A 21,534-nucleotide genomic window follows, 5' to 3' on the forward strand; every position below is an offset into this window, starting at 1 on the left:
ACCAATGCCACCCAGATGGACAAACACGCCACCGCGCTTAAATCTGCCGGTGTCACGCGGCTGAACGTCAGCCTGGATTCCCTGCACGCCGAACGCATTGAGGCCGTCACCGGGCGCGACGTGCTGCACAAGATCATGGCTGGCCTGACCAGCGCGCAGCAGGCGGGCTTTGCCCCGATCAAAATCAATATGGTGGCGATGCGCGGTGTCAACGACGACGAGATCGACACCATGGTTGCGTTCTGCATGGAGCGCAACTTCGTGCTGCGCCTGATCGAAGCGATGCCGATGGGCGACACCGGCCGCAATACCCAGTATCTCGACCTGCAGCCAGTCAAGGCACGTATCCAAACGCGTTTCGGCCTGGTCGATACGGCATTCCAAGGCGGTGGGCCGGCGCGTTATCTGGGCAGTCCAGACGGACTGTTTTCTGTGGGTTTCATCACCCCCATCTCGCAACATTTTTGCGGTACCTGCAACCGCGTGCGTCTGTCCGTAGACGGCACGCTTTATCTGTGCCTGGGACAGGAAGAAAAATTCGAGTTTCGTCCCCTGCTGCGCGGCGGGGCAAGCGATGTCGAGTTGGAAAATGCCATCCGTGCAGCGCTGGAACTCAAGCCGGAACGCCATGAATTCCGCGAACAACCGAACAAGATCGTGCGTTTCATGTCGGCAACCGGGGGCTAGCCAACAGACTTTGCGGTAAAATTGCAGGCAACTCTCATTACATCCTGCTGAGCATGATCTGGAAACCCCACGTAACCGTCGCCGCCGTAATCGAGCAAAATGGCCGTTTTTTGCTGGTCGAAGAACAAACCGATGACGGGATTCTGTTCAACCAGCCTGCCGGTCATCTTGACCCGGGTGAGTCCCTGATTGACGCAGCAATACGCGAAACACTGGAAGAATCGGCCTATCACTTTGCTCCGGATGCCTTGCTGGGAATTTATCAGTGGCATCAGGCTGCGCGGGACCGCACTTATTTGCGTTTTGCCTTCACCGGCGCAATCACCGGCAGCGAGCCCGATCGCAGTCTCGACACAGGCATTTTACGCACTGTCTGGCAAACCCCGGATGAGATGCGCGCGCAGCAAAACCGCCATCGGAGTCCATTGGTAATCCACTGTATGGAAGATTACCTGGCCGGCAAACGCTATCCGTTGGCGCTGTTGACCCACTACGCATGATGCACGCCGTTGTACTGAGCCTCGGCCTGCTGAGCAGTATTCCCGCCTGGGCGGTGGATATCAGCGTCTGTTACAACTACGGTTGCGCCAGCCAGGCCGACGTGGATTTCAGTCCGCAACAAATACGCAAGTTGCGCCAGCTATTCAAGAGCGCAACCACCCCGGCAGCCGAGCGCAGCGCGATCGCCAAAGCCATTGGCCTGTTTGAGCAATTTTCCGGCAAGCAGACGCCGACCTGGCGCGACAAGGGCGGCAACGACAATGACAGCGGCGCCGATGGGCGCATGGATTGCATTGACCATTCAACCAATACCACTGCGTATCTCACCTTGTTGGAACGCCTGGGTTTATTACGCTTCCACACAGTCCTCGGCCGCGTGGAACGCGCACCCTTGATCGTGAATGAGCATTGGGCGGCGCGAATCATGGACCGCGCTACCCAACAAGAGTATGCGGTCGATTCATGGTTTTATGACAACGGCCACCCCGCCGCCATTTACCCTTTGCAAGACTGGCTCAAAGGTGCCTCCCCCGATGTCTAAACCGCATATTATCGTCGGCATGTCGGGCGGCGTGGATTCCGCTGTCACCGCACTGCTGCTCAAGCAGCAAGGCTATCGCGTCACCGGCCTGTTCATGAAAAACTGGGAAGACGAAGACGACGAGCACTGTCCTGCACGCCAGGATTTTCTCGATGTGCTGGCGGTGGCCGATGTCATCGGGCTGGATGTTGAAGCAGTCAATTTCAGTGCCGAGTACAAGGATCGGGTATTCAGTTACTTTCTGCGCGAATATCAGGCCGGACGCACGCCCAATCCGGATGTGCTGTGCAACGCGGAAATCAAATTCAAGGCGTTTCTCGACCATGCCCTGAGCTTGGGTGGGGAACGCATCGCCACCGGCCATTACGCGCGGCTGCATGAGGTCGATGGGCGCCATGAACTGCTCAAAGCCGTGGATACTGCCAAGGACCAAAGCTATTTTCTGTACCGTCTCAATCAGGCGCAGCTGTCCAAATCGATGTTTCCGCTGGGCGAGTTGACCAAGCCGCAGGTCCGCCGCATCGCCGAGGAGGCCGGGCTGCCCAATTTCGCCAAAAAGGACAGCACCGGCATTTGCTTCATCGGCGAACGCCCGTTTCGTGAATTCCTGCAACGTTATTTGCCGATCCAGCCCGGTGATATGTGCACGCCGGACGGGCGCGTGGTCGGACGCCACCAGGGCCTGATGTACCATACGCTGGGACAACGCCAGGGGCTGGGGATAGGCGGTGCCGGCGAGGCCTGGTTTGTGGCAGGCAAAAACCTGCCGGAGAACCGCCTGCTCGTGGTTCAGGGACACGATCACCCGCTGCTGTTCAGCACTCGGCTGGACGCCGCAGACCTCAACTGGATAGCCGGTTCCGCGCCCGATATGGCATTTGCCTATGCGGCCAAGACCCGCTACCGTCAGGCCGACGCCAGTTGCCGCTTCGACGCGCTCGAGCCAGGCCGATGCGTGCTGGATTTCGACACGCCGCAATGGGCGGTCACTCCGGGCCAGTCTGTGGTGCTATACGCCGGCGATGTATGCCTGGGCGGCGGCATTATTCAATAAAGGCCATCAACATCAATGAATATTCTTTTTGCCACTTCAGAAATTTACCCGCTTGCCAAAACCGGTGGCTTGGCCGACGTCAGCGGCGCACTGCCAGCCGCGCTGCGCAAGCTGGGCCTGGACGTGCGCGTGCTCATCCCGGGTTATCCCAATGTGCTGGCCGCGTTGCCCGATAAAACCCTGCTCGCCAGCCTTGAGCTCCCGGTACACGGTACGCTGCATCTGCATGGCGCGGTCATGCCGGACAGCACCGTGCCGTTGATCGTGATCGAACATCCCGGTTATTACAACCGCCATGGCGGCCCCTACCAGGACATCACCGGCCAGGACTGGCCAGACAATTACCTGCGTTTTGGGCTGCTATCGGCGGTTGCTGCGCTATTGGGCAGCGCCGCCACGCCATTGCGCTGGCCGGTCGATATCGTGCACTGCAATGACTGGCAGACCGGTCTCGTTCCTGCCTACCTGCACCATGGCAGCACACGCCCGGCAGCCACGCTGATGACTATCCACAACCTGGCCTATCAGGGTATTTTCCCGCCGCACACCCTCACCGAGCTGGGGTTGCCGCCAGCCAGCTTCAGCATCGATGGGCTGGAATACTATGGCAACCTGTCGTTCCTCAAAGCCGGCCTGTACTACGCTGACCACCTCAGCACGGTCAGCCCCAGCTACGCTGAAGAAATCCAGCACGACGCCCTCGGCTTCGGCATGCAAGGGCTGCTGCACCATCGCCGCGTGCAGCTCACCGGCATTGTGAATGGCATTGATACCGACGACTGGAACCCGGCCATCGACCCACACCTGTGCCGCCACTATCACCCTGCCCGCATGACCGGAAAAGCAGCCGTCAAACGTCTGTTACAGGCAGAACATGGACTTACCTGCAGCAAGGAAACGCCTCTATTCGGGGTCATCAGCCGCATGACACATCAGAAAGGCCAGGATTTGCTACTGGCCATTGCGCCTCAACTGATCGAAGCAGGCGTACAAATTATGGTACTTGGCAGTGGCGATGCCATGCTGGAAACCCGGTTGCGCCAGCTTGCCGCGGAATACCCGGCGCAAGTGGGCGTTGTCATTGGTTATGACGAAGGCCTCGCGCACCGCATTGAAGCCGGGGCAGATATTTTCCTCATGCCGTCCCGCTTCGAGCCCTGCGGACTGAATCAAATGTACAGCCAGCGTTATGGTACGCCACCTGTGGTGCACCGCACCGGTGGCCTGGCCGATACCGTGACCGATACCACCAGTATGACGCTCGCAGACGGCAGCGCCACCGGTTTCATGTTTGACGAAGCCACTCCGGCAGCATTCCTCGCCGCGGTACGTCGAGCTCTGGATTGTTACCATAGCCCGCGCCAATGGAGCCAGGTGAAAAAGAACGCCATGGCGCGTGACTTCAGCTGGGAAGCGAGCGCGCGTCAATATCAGACGCTGTACCAAAGCATATTGGCAGGCTGATGCCCGCATCCCGTTTCGCGTAAAATGATGACTTTACTTATCCGCCCCATCCCATGATTCGTACCCGCTTCGCTCCCAGCCCGACTGGTTATTTGCACATTGGCGGCGCGCGCACCGCGCTGTTTTCCTGGGCATATGCCCGCAAGCACGGTGGCACTTTTATCCTGCGCATCGAGGATACCGACCTGGAACGCTCCACGCCGGAATCCGTCGAGGCCATTTTGCAAGGCATGGACTGGCTTGGGCTGGATTACGACGAAGGCCCGTTCTACCAGATGCAGCGCATGGCACGCTACAAGGAGGTCATCGGACAGATGCTGGCCAGCGGCCACGCCTACCATTGCTACGCCAGCAAAGAGGACGTTGAAGCCATGCGCGAGCAGCAACGCGCAGCCGGGCTCAAACCGCGTTACGACGGCCGCTGGCGCCCTGAGCCGGGTAAAGATTTACCTGCGCCCCCGGATGGGGTCGCACCGGTGGTGCGTTTCAAAAACCCGCTGGAGGGCTCGGTTGCATGGAATGATCTGGTCAAAGGCATCATCGAGATCAGCAACAGCGAACTGGACGATTTGGTCATCGCTCGCCCCGATGGCACACCTACCTATAATTTTTGCGTGGTCGTCGACGACTGGGACATGAACATAACCCAGGTTATTCGTGGCGACGATCATGTGAACAATACACCACGCCAGATCAACATCCTCAAGGCACTGGGTGCGACCCTGCCGCAATACGCGCACGTGCCGATGATACTGGGTACCGATGGCGAGCGTTTGTCCAAGCGCCACGGCGCGGTAAGCGTGATGCAATATCTGGAAGACGGTTATCTACCCGAGGCACTGCTCAACTACCTGGCGCGGCTGGGCTGGGCGCACGGCGACGAAGAGATATTTTCCATGGCGCAGTTCGTCGAATGGTTCAACCTCGAAGCCATCAGCCGTTCCCCGGCCAAGTTCAATCCGGAAAAACTGCTGTGGATCAACCAGCAATATCTGAAAATTGCTGACAATGTCCGCCTGGCAGAGCTCACCGCTCCTTTTCTGTTGCGTAGTGGTGCCGAGCTTGCGAGCGGCCCTGCCTTGACAGACATAATTCAGCTATTAAAGGAACGTGTAAGTACATTGCTGGAGCTAGCTGATACAGCAATGATTTTTTATCGTTACACCGAACCAACCGCAGAACAGCTCGCGCAACATCTTTCTCCAGAAGCGATTCCGGCTTTGATTACACTGACCAACAACTTCAGGCAGATCGACTGGAAGCGTCAGACTATTCAAGAGACACTCAAGTTAGCGGTGGTGGAATCCGGACTCAAAATGCCCAGGATTGCCATGCCGCTACGCGTGCTGGTCACTGGCATGACACAAACACCCAGCATCGATGCCACCCTTGAATTAATCGGTCGCGAAACGGTCATCGAACGCTTACAAAAACAACTGGCAAAGCATACCGACAAATAGGTGTTCATAAGCATTCTGTTTTATTGTTATAATCCCGGTTCTTGACTTGAGACCACCCTTAATTTTTTTGCATCTGGAGATTGAAGTATGGCTGACAAACTGATGATTATGATGGTAAACACGGATCCTTCTAGCCCTTCTGAATTGGGCGCACCTTTCTTTCAGGCAACGGTTGCTGCTGCGATGGAATACGAAGTTGAGGTGATTTTGACCGCTCGTTCCGGCGAACTGGCTATTAAAGGCGTGGCTGAAAAACTGTTCGTGAAGGAAGGCTCTCCCAAGAGTGTGTATGACTTCATCAAGGATGCGCATGAAGCTGGCGTGCATTTCAAAGTGTGCACCCCGACCCTGGAACTGTGGGGCGATGACCTGATCCCTGAAATCGAAGAAACCGTAGGCGGCGCTTACGTCATCCAGCAGGCAATGGACGAAGACGTGGTAACCCTGACTTACTAAATTCGGGTTACTTACTCAACAAAAAAGCGGAGCCTGTGCTCCGCTTTTTTGTTGCCGGCATTTATTCAACTGCGCTGATAAATGTCCTCGAAACGCACTATGTCATCCTCACCGAGATAAGCCCCTGACTGTACCTCGATCATGTGCAGCGGGATCTTGCCGGCGTTTTCCAGGCGATGCGTACTCCCCAATGGAATATAAGTTGACTGGTTTTCGGTGAGTAGCAACACTTCATCATTACGCGTTACACGCGCCGTGCCGCTTACAACAATCCAGTGCTCTGCACGATGATGATGCATTTGCAATGACAGCTTCTCACCCGGCTTGACCATGATGCGCTTGACCTGGAAACGGTCACCCGCATCAATCCCTTCGTACCAGCCCCACGGCCGAAATACACGGGTATGGTTGAGATGCTCGGTACGATTGTTCTGCTTCAAGTATTCAACCGCTTTTTTAACGTTTTGCACACAATCCTTGTGTGCCACCATAATGGCATCGCTTGTTTCCACGATCACCAGATCGGACACACCGATGGCGACCACCATACGGCTTTCAGCGCGGATCAGATTGTTACTGGCATCATCACTGTATATGTCACCTCGCAAGACGTTGCCCGCATGGTCCTTCTCACCCACCTCCCACAATGCCGACCACGAACCGATATCGCTCCAGGCGATGTCCGCAGGTACCACAACAGCATTTTTGGTGCGCTCCATGACCGCATAATCGATGGACTCGGAGGGACACGCTGTAAATGCCTCGGTGTCCAGACGCACAAAATCCAGATCGCGCTGGCAATGATCCAGCGCCGCCTGACTGGCAGCAAGCATGTCGGGGTGATATTTGCGCAATTCCTCGATAAATGCAGCCGCTTTAAACAGGAACATCCCGCTATTCCAGAAATAATCACCCGACTCCAGGTAGCCTTGGGCAATTTCACGGCTGGGTTTTTCGACAAAACGCTCTACCGAAAATACATTATCCACATCCTCCAGTTTGATTCCGCGCTGGATATAGCCATAACCGGTTTCCGGTGCCAGCGGAACGATGCCGAAGGTGACCAATTGACCGGATTGAGCAATCGCTGCTGCCTGAGCAACGGCGCGTTCAAATGCATTTACATCCCCGATCAGATGATCCGCAGGCAATAGCAGCATCAACGCTTCGGCATCCTGGGCCATTAGCGCCAATGCAGCGACTGCCGCCGCCGGTGCCGTATTACGCCCGACGGGCTCGAGAAAAATAGCTTCCGGCACGACATCTATGGCACGCATCTGCTCGGCCACCATGAAGCGGTGCTCCTGATTACATACCAGTGTGGGTGACGTGACATCAGCGATACCGGAAAGGCGCAACACCGTTTCCTGCAACATGGTGCGATCCGACACCAGCGGCAATAGCTGCTTGGGCAGTGCAGCGCGTGACAGTGGCCACAATCGGGTACCGGACCCACCGGAGAGAATTACGGGATGAATATGCATGTTTTCAGCTTCCTCAATCAATATGTCAATACCATCAGTCGGCACGATTTGCCATGTCACAGTCCAGACACAGATCCAGCGCGACCTTCCAGTCCGGCAAGGACACGCCAAAGTCGCGCAACAGTTTGTCACTTGCCAGTTCTGAATTGGCAGGTCGCCGGGCCGGCGTTGGGTAATCAGCGCCAGGAATGGGTATCAGCTCGGGACGTTTGGCTCCAGACGAGCAGTCTGAATCCAGAATCGCCTGGGCGAATTGATACCAGTTCACCCGGCCTTTACTGGTGAGATGGTAAGTGCCATGCAAGGATTCCCTGCCAGGTTTAAATGGCTGTTGCACGAGTATCTGCGCCGTTGCCTCCGCGATCATGCGTGACCAGGTGGGTGCACCATACTGGTCAGCAACAATACGCAGCTGTTCGCGCTCCTTGAACAAGCGCTGCATGGTCAATAAAAAATTACCGCCACGCAGGCCATACACCCAACTGGTACGCAGAATGAGATGGGGAATATTGGCAGTGCGCACTGCATTTTCGCCTTCAAGCTTGGTCTGCCCATACACACCCAAAGGATGCGTCACATCATCCTCCGTGTAGGCACCAGTCTTGTTGCCGTCGAACACATAATCGGTCGAGAAATGAATCATTGCGGCACCGAGTTTTGCAGCCTCCTCCGCCATGATGGCTGGGGCAATCGCATTCACCGCGCGTGCCGATTCCGGCTCCGACTCCGCCTTGTCCACCGCCGTATGGGCCGCAGGATTAACAATTAAATCCGGGCGCAGCGTGCGTATAAACTCGCGCAATGCATCTCCATCCGTTAAATCGAGCTGGCTGCGCGTAGGCGCTTTGACCGTGCCCAAAGTTGCCAATGTGCGACGCAGCTCCCAGCCAACCTGGCCGTTGACGCCGGTAAGCAGTATGTTCACGCAAACACCTCGCACTGAGCCAATGGCAAGCCGACAGCGTCTTTGGCAGCAATAGTAGGCGCGCCATCCAGGGGCCAGAGGATGTCCAGTGCCGGGTCGTTCCACAGCAGGCTGCGCTCATACTGGGGTGTCCAGTAGTCCGTGGTTTTGTACAGGAACTCCGCCGAGTCAGAGGTCACTACAAAACCATGAGCGAAACCTTTAGGTATCCAGGCCATACGTTTATTTTCAGCAGAAAGTTCCATACCCACCCACTTGCCGAATGTGGGCGAGGATTTACGCAAATCGACTGCCACATCGAAAACACTGCCGCTAATGACACGCACCAGCTTTCCCTGAGTATTCTGAATCTGGTAATGCAGACCACGCAACACGCCTTTGGCTGAACGCGAGTGGTTGTCCTGTACGAAGTCGTCCGGAATACCCGCCTCGGTCATGGCTCGACGATTGTAACTTTCATAGAAAAAACCACGCTCATCGCCGAATATCTTGGGCTCCAGCACCAGCACGTCGGGGATTTCTGAGGGGAAAATATTCATGGCTAAAATACACGTTCATTAAGCATGGCCAGCAGGTATTGACCATACGCATTTTTCTGCAAAGGGACTGCGAGCTGCCTGACTTGTGCAGCATCAATATAGCCCGCCCGATAGGCTATTTCCTCGGGACAGGATATTTTGAGCCCCTGGCGTTTCTCGATTGTCTGAATGAACAGCGAGGCCTCTAGCAAAGATTCATGCGTACCGGTATCCAGCCAGGCGTGACCACGCCCCATGACTTCTACCTGGAGCTGGCCCATTTCCAGATAATGGCGATTAATATCGGTAATCTCCAGTTCCCCACGCGGAGACGGCTTGAGCTTGCGCGCAATGTCGATAACCTGATTGTCATAGAAATACAGTCCGGTTACTGCATAACGCGATTTGGGCCGGTCAGGTTTTTCTTCCAGGCTGATGGCATTTCCATGAGTATCGAATTCAACCACGCCATAGCGCTCGGGATCATGCACCGGATAAGCGAACACAGATGCACCATTCTGGCGTGCCGAAGCGGCGCGCAAGTCGCCGGAAAATTCATGGCCGTAAAAGATATTGTCGCCCAGCACCAATGCACTCGGCGCATCGCCAATGAAATCCGCGCCGATGATAAAGGCTTGCGCCAGGCCGTCAGGCGAGTGCTGAACAGCGTAGCTGAGATAAATCCCCCACTGGCTGCCGTCACCCAGCAACTGCTCGAAACGCGGGGTGTCCTGCGGGGTGGAGATGATGAGGATGTCCCGGATGCCTGCCAGCATCAGCGTAGTGAGCGGGTAGTAGATCATGGGCTTGTCATACACCGGCAGCAGCTGTTTGGATACGGCCTGGGTCACGGGATACAGCCGGGTACCCGAACCGCCGGCCAGGATAATGCCTTTGCGTGCGCTCATGCCCGGCTCCCATATTGTTTTTCAATCCAATGGCGGTATTCACCACTGGCGATACTGGCTACCCAGTCCGGATTGTCCAGGTACCAGGCAACTGTCTTGCGAATACCCGTCTCAAACGTTTCCTGTGGAAGCCACCCTAATTCACGCTCGATTTTACGTGCATCGATGGCGTAACGGCGGTCATGGCCGGCACGGTCCTTGACGTAAGTAATAAGCTTTTCGTGAGGAATGACGGGTGAAACCGGATGCAGCGCGTCGAGCATGGCACAGATGGTCTTGACCACGTCGATATTGGTTTTTTCGTTGCAACCCCCAATGTTGTATACCTCGCCGGGCTTGCCTTTTGACAGCACGGCACGGATGGCACTGCAATGGTCGCCGACATAGAGCCAATCTCGCACATTCAGGCCGTCGCCGTATATCGGTAGCGCTTTGCCCGCCAGCGCATTCATCATCACCAGCGGGATGAGCTTTTCCGGGAACTGGTAAGGGCCGTAATTGTTGGAACAGTTGGTGGTGAGTACCGGCAGGCCATAGGTGTGATGATAAGCGCGCACCAGATGGTCTGAGGCAGCCTTGGAAGCCGAATATGGACTGTTGGGTGCATAGGCGGTGGTTTCTGTAAAAGCAGCGTCTTCCTGACCGAGCGAACCATATACCTCATCCGTGGAGACATGCAGAAAGCGGAACCCAAGCTTCTCCTTTTCCTCCATCGCATTCCAGTAAACCCGGATTTCTTCCAGAAAATGAAAAGTGCCGACCACATTGGTCTGGATGAAATCTTCTGGACCGTGAATTGAACGGTCAACATGACTTTCAGCCGCGAAGTTGATCACGGCGCGCGGCCGATGTTCAGCCAGCAGGCTTGCAACCAGGGCACGATCGCCAATATCACCTTGTACAAAGAGATGACGATCATCGCCCTTCAAACCGGCGAGATTATGCAAGTTACCCGCGTAGGTAAGTTTGTCGAGATTGATGACAGCTTCGTCGCTGCCAGCAAGCCAGTCCAATACGAAATTAGCGCCGATAAAGCCGGCACCACCTGTCACTAGTATCATGGCAATTCCCTGTTAGTCTTTATTTTATTTCCGGCAGCCCGGTTGAACTGTTCCCGGATTGGCTGTGTACCGTTTTCCCCATGTCGGCAAATTCGCCCATATAGTCAATTTTTGCTGCACTGCGCAGCTTCTTGATATCGGCGGTCGCTGCAGCACGCTGCCGGGTGACGGACAAATAATTCTCGATAAGCGCATGCGCTTTGTCCAGGGCAATGGGCGCTGATTGGGTAGAGACAATTTGCAATACCGTAATGCCGTTTGCCGAGGGGAGCGCCAGCAATTGACCATTCTGCATGGTTTGCATGCGCGGCACTATATTCAAAGGCAGCTGCTCCGCGGCCTTGACCTCGTTCCCTGTTCGGAAAGGGATATTCTGGGTGTGTAACCAATTCACGAATTCGTTCAGGTCGTGACTGGCCTCAAGATGGGAGTTGATTTCGGCAAGCTTGTCCTTGGAAGCCACAATCGCCAGCTCCTGTAAATTATAGATACAACGCTGACTGAACAATTCCGGATGCTGTTTATAGTAAGCATCAATGTCAGCCTCACTGGGTTTTGCTTCACTTTGTCCAGCGTGTTGCAGATAAGTTTGTGACAGTATCTGATCATGCGCCGCTTTCAGCAATTGTTGCACAGCCGGATCCTGATCCAGTTTTTTGGCGGTGGCCGCTTGTACCACAAGTTCCTGATCCACGAGCGCCTGCACGATTTGATCTTTAGCTTGCGGCGATAAATTTTGCGGCGCAAGATTCAATCGCGACAAAGCCTGGTCGAATTGCGCACGTGTAATGGCCGTTCCGTTCACGTTGGCAATGGCAACGGATGTGTCTGAAGACGTTTTTTCCTGCTTGCTGCAACCCGCGAACGCAATGGACAACAACACCACCAGTGACACCCTATACATGATTGGATACTGCTTCATCCGAACTTTCCCCCTGAATTTCCATGATTAATGATCATGGCATAACTCCACATCATGATCTGTATTATCGGTTGCCACACGCAAGCAAACAATAGACCAATTGAATTACAAAAAATGTCATGATAAAAAAAGGCCGACTTCTTTGCAGAAGCCAGCCTGCCGCATTACCTGGACCCGGGCAACATTCAAACCGGTACGATTTCCTCGTCAAATGCCAGCCTGATCGTGCCCGCTTCATCCACGTCCACCACCACATTCCCGCCATTCGCCAAGCGGCCGAACAGCAATTCATCCGCGAGAGCCCGGCGGATTTCATCCTGAATCAGTCTGGCCATAGGACGCGCGCCCATTAATGGGTCAAAACCACGCTTGCCGAGGTGCGCCTTGAGCGCATCCGTAAACGTCGCTTCGACTTTTTTCTCATGTAGCTGATCTTCGAGCTGCATCAGGAACTTGTCTACAACACGCAGAATCACTTCCTCGGATAATGGTGAAAACGAGATCATTGCATCCAGCCGATTGCGAAATTCAGGGGTAAAGGTTCGCTTGATATCAGCCATTTCGTCTCCGGTCTGCTTGCCCAGCGTGAAACCGATACCGGATTTATTGAGCGATTCTGCCCCCGCATTGGTCGTCATGACAATCACCACATTACGAAAATCCGCCTTGCGTCCATTGTTGTCGGTCAGCGTACCGTGATCCATCACCTGTAACAGCACATTGAATACGTCCGGGTGCGCCTTTTCGATTTCATCCAGCAGAAGGACCGCGTAAGGATGCTTGGTGATTGCCTCGGTCAACAAGCCACCCTGATCGAATCCGACGTACCCCGGCGGTGCTCCGATCAGGCGTGATACCGCATGACGTTCCATGTATTCGGACATATCGAAACGAATCAACTCAATGCCCATCGTGTAGGCGAGCTGGCGTGCAACCTCCGTCTTGCCCACGCCGGTTGGGCCGGAAAACAGGAACGAGCCGATCGGTTTCTGCGGATTACCCAGACCACTTCGCGCCATCTTGATCGCGGCAGCCAGGGAATCGATCGCCTTATCCTGACCAAATACTACCGCCTTGAGGTCCCGATCGAGATTTTTCAGCGCATCACGATCATCACTGGTCACATTTTTGGAAGGAATCCGCGCGATCTTGGCAACAATTTCTTCGATCTCGCGCTTGCTGATAATTTTCTTCTGCCGCGATTTTGGCAGAATACGCTGCGCGGCACCTGCTTCGTCAATCACGTCGATCGCTTTGTCCGGCAAGTGACGGTCATTAATGTAACGCGCCGACAACTCCGCTGCGGTGGAGAGTGCCGTAGCCGTGTATTTGATACCGTGATGTGCTTCGAAACGCGATTTCAAACCACGCAGGATTTCGATCGTTTCCTCAACGGAGGGCTCATTCACATCGATTTTCTGGAAGCGTCGTGACAAGGCATGGTCTTTTTCAAAAATGCCGCGATACTCATTGTATGTGGTGGCACCGATACATTTAAGCTGACCGGACGAAAGCGCCGGTTTAAGCAAATTGGAGGCATCCAGGGTCCCGCCTGAAGCCGCACCGGCGCCGATCAGCGTGTGGATCTCGTCGATAAACAGAATGGCCTGAGGATTTTCGTACAGCTGCTTCAGTACCGCTTTCAGACGTTGTTCAAAATCACCACGATATTTGGTGCCGGCCAACAAGGCGCCCATGTCCAGCGAATACACCGTGCTGTCCGACAGCACATCCGGCACCACACCTTCGACAATCCGCCGCGCCAGACCTTCAGCAATCGCCGTTTTACCTACCCCAGCCTCACCTACCAGCAGGGGATTGTTCTTGCGCCGTCGGCACAATGTCTGAATCACGCGCTCCAGTTCCAGCGCCCGCCCGATCAGTGGATCAATTTTTCCTGCCAGCGCCTGTACATTCAGATTCTGCGTGTAGGTTTCCAGCGCCGTAGCAGGCGCAGCTTCCTCACCGGCCTCTGGCGTCGCTTCAGGACGCGCAGTGCTTCCTTGTGGCACCTTGCTCACGCCGTGCGAAATGAAATTCACGACATCCAGACGCGACACGCCTTGTTGAGTCAGAAAATACACGGCGTGTGAATCTTTCTCGCCAAAAATGGCCACCAGCACATTCGCGCCGGTTACCTCTTTTTTACCAGAAGACTGCACATGCAGAATGGCACGTTGAATGACACGCTGAAATCCTAGCGTAGGCTGGGTATCAACCTCCTCGCTTCCGGTAACAGTCGGTGTATGTTCGGTGATGAAGTCAGCCAGTCCCTGGCGCAGTTCTTCAGTGTTGGTGCCGCATGAGCGCAATACTTCGGCTGCGGACGGATTATCCAGCATCGCCAGCAATAGATGTTCGACCGTAATGAATTCATGGCGCTTTTGCCGCGCTTCCATGAACGCCATATGTAAACTCACTTCCAATTCCTGGGCAATCATTTAATTTTCCTCCATCACGCATTGCAGCGGATGCTCATGCTGGCGGGCGAACCCGGCCACTTGTTCCACCTTGGTTGCCGCAACATCGCGGGGAAATACGCCACACACTCCCATGCCGTCCCTATGTACTTTGAGCATGATTTGCGTAGCCTGTTCACGGCTTTTATAAAAAAAGTTCTGTATCACAAGTATCACAAAATCCATTGGCGTGTAGTCGTCGTTCAACAACATTACCTTATATAAAGGTGGCGGCTTGAGTTTTGTTTCGCTTGCTTCCAGAACGGTGTCATCGCGGTGCTTGGTTGCCATGGCGCTGGATAGTTTCCGGATAGTCAGGAACCATTTTGACAACTGGGGCGAAATTTTCAAGTGCTATTCATTAAAAAAAGATTTGCAAGACGCTTGCAAAATCAACTGGGCAGGCGTAAAAAGCAATCTGGAGTTTGGCATCAAGGTTCCTGCAAGTCTGGTATTGCCGTTGTGCGATCTTGATTTTCAAACAAGTCCCTGGCCGTTTTGGCCTGTTTTTATCAAGGAAGTAGCAATGGCAACTGGCACTGTAAAGTGGTTCAATGATTCTAAAGGCTTTGGGTTCATTACCCCGGATGATGGTAGCGAAGATCTTTTCGCGCATTTCTCCGCGATCAACATGGGTGGCTTCAAAACCCTGAAGGAAGGTCAAAAAGTCCAATTCGAGGTCTCTCAAGGCCCGAAAGGCAAACAGGCATCGAACATTCAGCCTGCATAAATCGGCTCACCGATTACTCAAAAACGCGGAATCTGATTCCGCGTTTTTTTTCGTCCCGAATTTTTGTGTTCTGGCTTTTCAAAAGGGCTGTGCTAGATTGAAACATCAGCAACAACCTTTAGAATGAAAAGATATGCAAATCCAACTCAAGCCCGATGGTTCTTTGCTCCTGGACATGACCCAGAAACAGGCGCGAGAACTTGCCAAAACCGTCATTCAACATGCCGAGGACGCGCAAACTGCGCTATTGAACTTTTCCTACCTGCTGAACGAAGCACACTATGATGCGGAAAATCAATTCCGGCAACCACCTGATGCCTGGGAACCGGCTGCACAGCAGCCGGCCACTAAATAGGGGATCATCATGAATATTTCCGCACTCGATAAACAGACTGCACAAATCGGCATGTTACCGACTGAGGCGGCTCATTTGTTGCAGGGCCTGGAAGCCATGCGCGACGAACTCGGTGAAATTGCCGAGGAGTTAATCAACCTGTTACGCGGCAATGGCATTGAGCCGCCACCCAAACCCGAGCATGTTCGCACTGAATATGCCGGGCCGGAGTGATTTACATCTGTGCAATCATCGCCTCACCAAATGCAGAACATGACACCTGTGCCGCATCTTCCATCAGCCTGGCAAAATCGTAGGTGACAGTTTTAGCCGTGATAGCACGCTGCATACTTGCTATGATGACATCAGCAGCTTCCGTCCAGCCAAGGTGTCTCAACATCATTTCCGCAGAAAGAATGATGGAACCGGGGTTAACGTAGTCCTTGCCCGCATATTTTGGCGCCGTACCATGAGTGGCCTCAAACATGGCAACGGAATCCGACAGATTGGCGCCAGGCGCAATACCAATTCCGCCCACTTCGGCTGCAAGTGCATCAGAGATGTAATCCCCGTTCAGATTCAATGTTGCAATCACATCATACTCATCCGGACGCAGCAGTATCTGTTGCAGGAAAGCATCGGCAATCACATCCTTGATCACAATGCCATTGGGCAATTTGCACCACGGCCCGCCATCAATCTCCACCGCACCGAATTCACGCTTGGCGAGCTCATAGCCCCATTTTTTGAAGCCCCCTTCGGTGAACTTCATGATATTTCCCTTGTGGACCAAGGTAACAGATGCGCGACCATTATCGATGGCATACTGAATCGCTCTGCGAATCAGACGCTCACTGCCCTGCACCGAGACAGGCTTGATACCGATAGCCGAGGTTTCCGGAAAGCGGATTTTTTTCACGTCCATCTCATTTTGCAGAAAGGCGATGACCTTTTTCACCTCGTCGGTACCGGCTTCCCATTCCACTCCTGCGTATATGTCCTCGGTATTCTCACGGAAAATAACCATATCCACTTTTTCAGGCGCCTTTACCGGACTGGGTACACCATCGAAATAACGCACCGGGCGCAAGCACACATACAGGTCCAATAGCTGGCGCAGCGCCACATTCAGGGAACGCATGCCGCCGGAAGTCGGTGTAGTCAGAGGCCCCTTGATGGAAATAACATATTCGCGCACTGCGGCAACCGTTTCATCAGGTAGCCAGTGATCGTCCCCATAAACCTTGACTGCTTTTTCACCTGCAAACACCTCCATCCAGGCAATACTGCGCTTGCCTCCATAAGCCTTTGCTACTGCTGCATCGACCACGCGACGCATCACAGGCGTGATGTCCACCCCCGTTCCATCGCCTTCGATAAATGGAATAACCGGGTGATCCGGAACATTGAGTGAAGCGTCGGCGTTCACCGTGATTTTTTCGCCGGAAGTCGGCACCTGGATGTGCTGGTACATGATTACCCTATTTCAACAAGTTAGAATGGTCACTTTAATTTTTCAAGCGATGGCTGGTACAGATGAGCCGCATTGTATTGTTCAACAAGCCCTACGGGGTCATTTGCCAGTTCAGCCCGAGCGGCAAACACCCCACGCTAAAGGATTTCATCCCTATTCCCGGCATTTATCCTGCCGGACGCCTGGATACCGACAGCGAAGGTTTGCTGATTTTAACCGATGATGGCGCGCTACAACATCGCCTTGCACACCCTATCCATAAATTACCCAAAACGTATTGGGTACAAGTTGAGGGCATACCTGATGGCAGCGGACTACAAACTTTGCAAAGCGGGGTCAACCTGGGAGATTTCATCACCTTGCCAGCGCACGCACGCGCTATCACTGAACCCGCGAATCTGTGGGCACGTATTCCACCCATTCGCGAGCGTAAAAACATCCCTGCCAGTTGGATTGAGTTGACCATAAGACAAGGGAAAAACCGCCAGGTCAGGCGCATGACGGCCAAAATCGGCTGCCCCACCCTGCGACTGATTCGGTGTCAAATTGGCAGTTTCACCCTGGCAAAACTGATGCCGGGCGAGTATCGCGATATAACTGCAGCAGAACTTTTCACATTAATTTAATGCGGGTATGTCAACCGACTGTAATAAAGCCGCGTTAGTTGCCGTGACACATGACGTTTGTGTTGCTAAAAACCCTTGATCAATCGCTTTTAAAAGGAAGTCCAAATGAACAAAATCCTGTCCGCCCTGTTGGTTGCTGCTTTCGCCGCTGTTTCCTTTTCCGCCGTTGCTGCCGAGGGTGACATGGCTGCACCTGCCGCTGAAGCGCCTAAAGCCGAAGCAGCCAAACCCGCCATGAAAAAACACCATGCCAAGAAACACGTTGCAAAAAAACACGTTGCCAAGAAGCACGCCGCGAAAAAAGAAATGATGAAAAAAGACGACATGAAAAAAGATGAAATGAGCCCTGCTGCCAAGTAAATAGGCATAATGCGCGAAAAGGCAGGGATAGATATTTTCCTGCCTTTTTTATTTGCTTTTCACCCTGGAATCTGGCGCACTGCCAGTTGTTCTGCCCCCAACAGCCCCACTTCGGTGTTCATGACAAGATATACAGGTACCGTTTCCAGCAAGCTTCGATACCGCCCTTTATCCAGAAAGCCTGACAGAAAGCCGCCTTGCGCCATCCGCTTTGCCAGTTTGGCGGCAATTCCACCGGCTACATATACGCCACTACGAGACAAAGACAGCAATGCAAGGTCTCCGGCGAAAGCGCCATAAACGCGAATGAACATCTCCAATGCCCGACTGGCAGCAACGTCGGTATTGGCTAGTGCCGCTTCGGCAATTGCAGCGGGCGGGTCTGCTGATTCAAGCAACACCGGTGGATGTTGCTCATACTCACAAACAAATGCATAGATATTGGCGAGTCCGGGACCGGACACGACGCGCTCTACACAAACCTGCCCATAGCGCTCTCGCAGGAAATGCAATAGTTCGATTTCCATAGCGTTGCCGGGTGCAAAATCGACATTTCCACCCTCACTTGGTGCAACGATTTCACCATCGCCGCATGGAAACAGAAATCCGACACCCAGCCCCGTACCGGCCCCTAATACCGCACGGGCCGCACCCTCTAGTGGCGCGCCTGCCTGCAAAACATGCAGATCTTGCGGTTTGAGTACCGCGATTCCATGACCAATCGCTTCAAAATCATTGACAAGCTTTACTGAAGCGATGCCGAATTGCCTGCCAATTCCAGCACCATCCACAAACCAGGGTAAATTGGTAAGCCGTGCGGCATTCTCTTTCACTGGTCCGGGCACGCCAAAACAGGCAGACGCTATGGGTGGTGCATCTTGCAGAAAATGGGCTAATAACGCTTCAAAATCATGAAATTCGGCACTGCTATAGCGCTGCTCCCTAACTTTGGAACAACCTCCAGTGCCTACTTCTGATAGACGCAACAATACCTTGGTTCCACCCACATCTCCAGCCAGGATAAGTCTGGGTTTACTCACTCAAATACATCTCCGGTTCCCAACCCAAGGATTTGGCACGTTCAATCGCCACCGCATGGATACGCTCGTGCCGCTCGCGCAGCTCCGGCGGCAAATTCGAGACCAGACAACCGTATTTATCCCATTCGACCTGGGTTTTGTCATACACATTCTGAATACGATTCACGTCCCATCCCGCACATGTTTCTGTCTCCGGCAGCAGACCAAACAGCCACGCATCCTTGATGATCGCTCCCATTGCGCTCATTCCGCCATATCGATCCTGATCTATCCCAACATAAGTTTTCTGCATGGCAACTCCAAATGTAAAACGACAAATACGGTATTCTACGCCTATGCATACATTCGAAACGCTCCCATTTTCCAACAGCTTCGCCGCGTTGCCCTCCATTTTTTATAGCGCAGTTACACCCACCCCGCTAGCCCATCCCCACTTGGTAGGCTTCAATGCGGATGCCGCCGCCCTTATTGGATTGAATCCCGTCGAGGCGCGACGCCCCGACGCTCCGGCTTATCTGTCCGGCACCACTCATATCCTTGGCGCGCAGCCTGTTGCCGCGCTTTATGCGGGCCATCAATTCGGATATTTCGTTCCGCAACTGGGTGATGGTCGTGCCATCCTGCTGGGTGAAGTGCAAACGCCACATGGCGGCTGGGAACTGCAGTTGAAGGGCGCGGGCCTGACGCCATATTCGCGCAATGGGGATGGTCGCGCCGTATTGCGCTCAAGTATCCGCGAATATCTTTGTTCAGAGGCCATGCATGGATTAGGCATACCCACGACACGTGCGTTGTCCATCGTCGGCAGTGCGGATGAGGTATATCGCGAACAAGTCGAAACCGCGGCCGTGGTCATGCGCATGGCACCGAGCTTCATACGTTTTGGTTCATTTGAAGTATTTTTTTCACGCGGACAGCCCGACGCAATCCGTATTCTCGCCGATTATGTCATCACGCGGCATTTTCCCGAGCTTGCCGACGTGCCCGACAAATACCCGCATTTCCTGCGCGCTGTGATACTGGCCACTGCACGCTTGATGGCGCAATGGCAGGCAGTCGGTTTTGCGCACGGCGTGATGAACACCGACAACATGTCCATCCTCGGCCTCACGCTGGACTATGGCCCGTTTGGCTTTCTGGATACCTATGATCCCGGTTATATCTGCAACCATTCAGACCAGGGCGGGCGTTATGCTTTTGATCAACAGCCCGACATCGGCGCATGGAACCTCACCCGGCTCGCGCAAGCGCTTACCCCGCTAATGCCGGTCGACGCTGCCAAGGAAGCCCTGGATGTCTATCCGGCCGCCTTTGCCACCCACTACATTGACCTGATGAGTGCAAAACTGGGTATCCTGCCCGGCAAAAACAACGTATCACTCATTACCGGCGTACTCAGCCTGCTGCACAGCAATCACGTGGATTACACCATTTTCTGGCGCGCGCTATGCAATTTCGATTCTGCGCCAGAAGCGGTCAATGAACCCTTGCGCGATTTGTTTCCAGATCGCACCGCGTTCGATACATGGGCAATCGAATATCGCGCCCGTCTGCAAACCGGAGGCGCCCCGGAGACGATGCGGCATGAAGCCATGCGCCGCGTCAATCCAAAATATATCCTGCGCAGCCATCTGGCTGAAATTGCTATCCGCCGTGCATGCGATGATCACGATTTCAGCGAAATCGCGCGCCTGCTTGATCTGCTGCACCATCCTTTTGAAGAGCAACCAGAGAACACAAGCTATGCCAGCGCCCCGCCTGAATGGGCAAGCCGGATCAGCGTGAGCTGTTCATCGTGAAATTACTCATTCCGCTGGCTGGCGCCCTCTTCCTGGCAGCAGGATGCAGCACCCAGATCACACAACGCGACGGGAAGCTGCTGCTCAACAAAGAGTACAGTTTCAGCGACATTGCCAAATCCAATACCGATCTGGTGATTGAAACCCATCAGCAAGCCGCGCTGGAAAATCTGCGTGTACTTGCCGAAAAACTCTATAAACGCAATCCGCGCGAATTACGCAAATCCGGACTGACACTGGGCGCAGCGCTCAACCGGCTCTCGCCGCCCTGCACCGGCCACTTTGATGAATTACAGGGGAAACGCGGAGCCGATGCCATATTTCTCGCATTCAATCCGGATTACCAAGGTGATCGGGTTCTAGCCTACATGGTGGGCCTTTCCGACATGATCATGGCCGCCTACGACGACAAAACCGCATTTTTTGTACTTGACGACCTCGACCCGCAAAAACTCTACAATAGCGCACGCAATACTGAAACAGCGGCCTGGAAACTCGCCACTGCGCGCGACGCGGATGGCAGGCTGTACCTGGTTTCCAACAGCATGGACACGGCGGGCAACAATCTGAGTTTCGAGCGCGAATTCGGCAAACTCATTGCCGTGCAGGACATATTAGCCCGAATTATCGCCGACAAAAGCAATCGCAGCATTAACTGGTTCGTGCAGACAGCCGGAGCAATGGTATTCTTGCCACTTTAGAACTTGCCAAATTTGGGCATTTCATCAGCG

General features: G+C 54.0%; 25 protein-coding genes. 14 read left to right on the top strand and 11 right to left on the bottom strand.

The window, feature by feature from the left end; all coding sequences use genetic code 11:
- The 7 genes from ACYCZJ_RS13760 to ACYCZJ_RS13790 form a co-directional block, all read left to right on the top strand.
- A partial coding sequence (locus ACYCZJ_RS13760; RefSeq protein ID WP_461554802.1) for a GTP 3',8-cyclase MoaA occupies positions 1-687 on the top strand: 687 nt, incomplete at its 5' end.
- Between the two features lie 53 nt (positions 688-740).
- The gene (locus ACYCZJ_RS13765; RefSeq protein ID WP_461554803.1) at positions 741-1,187 is read left to right on the top strand and encodes an NUDIX hydrolase; all 447 of its coding nucleotides are present in this window, start codon (positions 741-743) and stop codon (positions 1,185-1,187) included.
- Complete coding sequence (locus ACYCZJ_RS13770; protein WP_461554804.1) at positions 1,184-1,729, top strand: hypothetical protein; 546 nt, start codon at positions 1,184-1,186, stop codon at positions 1,727-1,729. The genes ACYCZJ_RS13765 and ACYCZJ_RS13770 overlap by 4 nt, the downstream gene beginning before the upstream one ends.
- Positions 1,722-2,783 carry a tRNA 2-thiouridine(34) synthase MnmA gene (mnmA, locus tag ACYCZJ_RS13775; protein WP_461554805.1) on the top strand — a complete coding sequence of 354 codons (1,062 nt, stop codon included), beginning with the start codon at positions 1,722-1,724 and terminating at the stop codon, positions 2,781-2,783. Before ACYCZJ_RS13770 ends, mnmA begins: the two co-directional genes overlap by 8 nt.
- A 15-nt stretch (positions 2,784-2,798) precedes the next feature.
- Positions 2,799-4,247 (top strand): glycogen synthase GlgA, encoded by a 1,449-nt coding sequence (gene glgA, locus ACYCZJ_RS13780; RefSeq protein ID WP_461554806.1) that lies wholly within the window; start codon positions 2,799-2,801, stop codon positions 4,245-4,247.
- 53 nt (positions 4,248-4,300) lie between these two features.
- The gene (gene gltX / locus ACYCZJ_RS13785; protein ID WP_461554807.1) at positions 4,301-5,707 is read left to right on the top strand and encodes a glutamate--tRNA ligase; all 1,407 of its coding nucleotides are present in this window, start codon (positions 4,301-4,303) and stop codon (positions 5,705-5,707) included.
- Positions 5,708-5,794: 87 nt separating this feature from the next.
- On the top strand, positions 5,795-6,163 hold the full coding sequence (locus ACYCZJ_RS13790) for a DsrE/DsrF/DrsH-like family protein (RefSeq protein WP_461554808.1): 369 nt from the start codon (positions 5,795-5,797) through the stop codon (positions 6,161-6,163).
- Positions 6,164-6,228: 65 nt separating this feature from the next.
- On the opposite strand, the gene ACYCZJ_RS13795 is transcribed toward ACYCZJ_RS13790, so the two are convergent.
- The 8 genes from ACYCZJ_RS13795 to clpS form a co-directional block, all read right to left on the bottom strand.
- Positions 6,229-7,647 carry a mannose-1-phosphate guanylyltransferase/mannose-6-phosphate isomerase gene (locus ACYCZJ_RS13795; protein ID WP_461554809.1) on the bottom strand — a complete coding sequence of 473 codons (1,419 nt, stop codon included), beginning with the start codon at positions 7,645-7,647 and terminating at the stop codon, positions 6,229-6,231.
- Between the two features lie 34 nt (positions 7,648-7,681).
- On the bottom strand, positions 7,682-8,572 hold the full coding sequence (rfbD, locus tag ACYCZJ_RS13800; RefSeq protein WP_461554810.1) for a dTDP-4-dehydrorhamnose reductase: 891 nt from the start codon (positions 8,570-8,572) through the stop codon (positions 7,682-7,684).
- Positions 8,569-9,111: a dTDP-4-dehydrorhamnose 3,5-epimerase gene (gene rfbC, locus ACYCZJ_RS13805; protein ID WP_461554811.1), complete on the bottom strand. Its 543-nt coding sequence runs from the start codon at positions 9,109-9,111 to the stop codon at positions 8,569-8,571. Before rfbC ends, rfbD begins: the two co-directional genes overlap by 4 nt.
- Positions 9,112-9,113: 2 nt before the next feature.
- The gene (rfbA, locus tag ACYCZJ_RS13810) at positions 9,114-9,998 is read right to left on the bottom strand and encodes a glucose-1-phosphate thymidylyltransferase RfbA (protein WP_461554812.1); all 885 of its coding nucleotides are present in this window, start codon (positions 9,996-9,998) and stop codon (positions 9,114-9,116) included.
- On the bottom strand, positions 9,995-11,059 hold the full coding sequence (gene rfbB / locus ACYCZJ_RS13815) for a dTDP-glucose 4,6-dehydratase (protein WP_461554813.1): 1,065 nt from the start codon (positions 11,057-11,059) through the stop codon (positions 9,995-9,997). The genes rfbA and rfbB overlap by 4 nt, the downstream gene beginning before the upstream one ends.
- A gap of 19 nt (positions 11,060-11,078) precedes the next feature.
- Positions 11,079-11,981 (bottom strand): EpsD family peptidyl-prolyl cis-trans isomerase, encoded by a 903-nt coding sequence (locus ACYCZJ_RS13820; RefSeq protein ID WP_461554814.1) that lies wholly within the window; start codon positions 11,979-11,981, stop codon positions 11,079-11,081.
- A 185-nt stretch (positions 11,982-12,166) separates the two neighbouring features.
- Positions 12,167-14,422, bottom strand: a complete 2,256-nt coding sequence (gene clpA, locus ACYCZJ_RS13825; protein WP_461554815.1) for an ATP-dependent Clp protease ATP-binding subunit ClpA — start codon at positions 14,420-14,422, stop codon at positions 12,167-12,169.
- Positions 14,423-14,731 (bottom strand): ATP-dependent Clp protease adapter ClpS, encoded by a 309-nt coding sequence (clpS, locus tag ACYCZJ_RS13830; protein WP_461554816.1) that lies wholly within the window; start codon positions 14,729-14,731, stop codon positions 14,423-14,425. It abuts the gene before it with no gap.
- Positions 14,732-14,966: 235 nt separating this feature from the next.
- Here clpS and ACYCZJ_RS13835 point away from each other — a divergent pair, with 235 nt between their 5' ends.
- From ACYCZJ_RS13835 to ACYCZJ_RS13845, 3 genes are all read left to right on the top strand, one after another.
- Positions 14,967-15,170, top strand: coding sequence for a cold-shock protein (locus tag ACYCZJ_RS13835; RefSeq protein WP_124705778.1), 204 nt, complete (start codon positions 14,967-14,969; stop codon positions 15,168-15,170).
- A 133-nt stretch (positions 15,171-15,303) separates the two neighbouring features.
- Positions 15,304-15,525 carry a hypothetical protein gene (locus ACYCZJ_RS13840; protein WP_461554817.1) on the top strand — a complete coding sequence of 74 codons (222 nt, stop codon included), beginning with the start codon at positions 15,304-15,306 and terminating at the stop codon, positions 15,523-15,525.
- Between the two features lie 9 nt (positions 15,526-15,534).
- The gene (locus ACYCZJ_RS13845; protein WP_461554818.1) at positions 15,535-15,738 is read left to right on the top strand and encodes a hypothetical protein; all 204 of its coding nucleotides are present in this window, start codon (positions 15,535-15,537) and stop codon (positions 15,736-15,738) included.
- A 1-nt stretch (position 15,739) separates the two neighbouring features.
- Here the strand turns inward: ACYCZJ_RS13845 and icd are convergent, their stop codons facing one another.
- Complete coding sequence (icd, locus tag ACYCZJ_RS13850; protein WP_461554819.1) at positions 15,740-16,978, bottom strand: NADP-dependent isocitrate dehydrogenase; 1,239 nt, start codon at positions 16,976-16,978, stop codon at positions 15,740-15,742.
- Positions 16,979-17,040: 62 nt separating this feature from the next.
- On the opposite strand from icd, the gene ACYCZJ_RS13855 reads away from it, so the two are divergent.
- Both ACYCZJ_RS13855 and ACYCZJ_RS13860 read left to right on the top strand, forming a co-directional pair.
- On the top strand, positions 17,041-17,604 hold the full coding sequence (locus ACYCZJ_RS13855) for a pseudouridine synthase (protein ID WP_461554820.1): 564 nt from the start codon (positions 17,041-17,043) through the stop codon (positions 17,602-17,604).
- A 105-nt stretch (positions 17,605-17,709) separates the two neighbouring features.
- Positions 17,710-17,964: a hypothetical protein gene (locus ACYCZJ_RS13860; protein WP_461554821.1), complete on the top strand. Its 255-nt coding sequence runs from the start codon at positions 17,710-17,712 to the stop codon at positions 17,962-17,964.
- Positions 17,965-18,023: 59 nt separating this feature from the next.
- Here ACYCZJ_RS13860 and glk read toward each other — a convergent pair whose 3' ends face one another.
- Complete coding sequence (gene glk / locus ACYCZJ_RS13865) at positions 18,024-19,004, bottom strand: glucokinase (RefSeq protein WP_461554822.1); 981 nt, start codon at positions 19,002-19,004, stop codon at positions 18,024-18,026.
- Positions 18,997-19,296 (bottom strand): hypothetical protein, encoded by a 300-nt coding sequence (locus ACYCZJ_RS13870; RefSeq protein ID WP_461554823.1) that lies wholly within the window; start codon positions 19,294-19,296, stop codon positions 18,997-18,999. Before ACYCZJ_RS13870 ends, glk begins: the two co-directional genes overlap by 8 nt.
- A 43-nt stretch (positions 19,297-19,339) precedes the next feature.
- Between ACYCZJ_RS13870 and ACYCZJ_RS13875 the strand changes: the two genes are divergently transcribed.
- Together ACYCZJ_RS13875 and ACYCZJ_RS13880 are read left to right on the top strand one after the other, a co-directional pair.
- Positions 19,340-20,803, top strand: a complete 1,464-nt coding sequence (locus ACYCZJ_RS13875) for a protein adenylyltransferase SelO (RefSeq protein ID WP_461554824.1) — start codon at positions 19,340-19,342, stop codon at positions 20,801-20,803.
- Positions 20,800-21,504: a hypothetical protein gene (locus ACYCZJ_RS13880; protein WP_461554825.1), complete on the top strand. Its 705-nt coding sequence runs from the start codon at positions 20,800-20,802 to the stop codon at positions 21,502-21,504. Before ACYCZJ_RS13875 ends, ACYCZJ_RS13880 begins: the two co-directional genes overlap by 4 nt.
- Positions 21,505-21,534 lie beyond the last annotated feature (30 nt).

It is taken from the genome of Sulfuriferula sp., assembly GCF_054605375.1.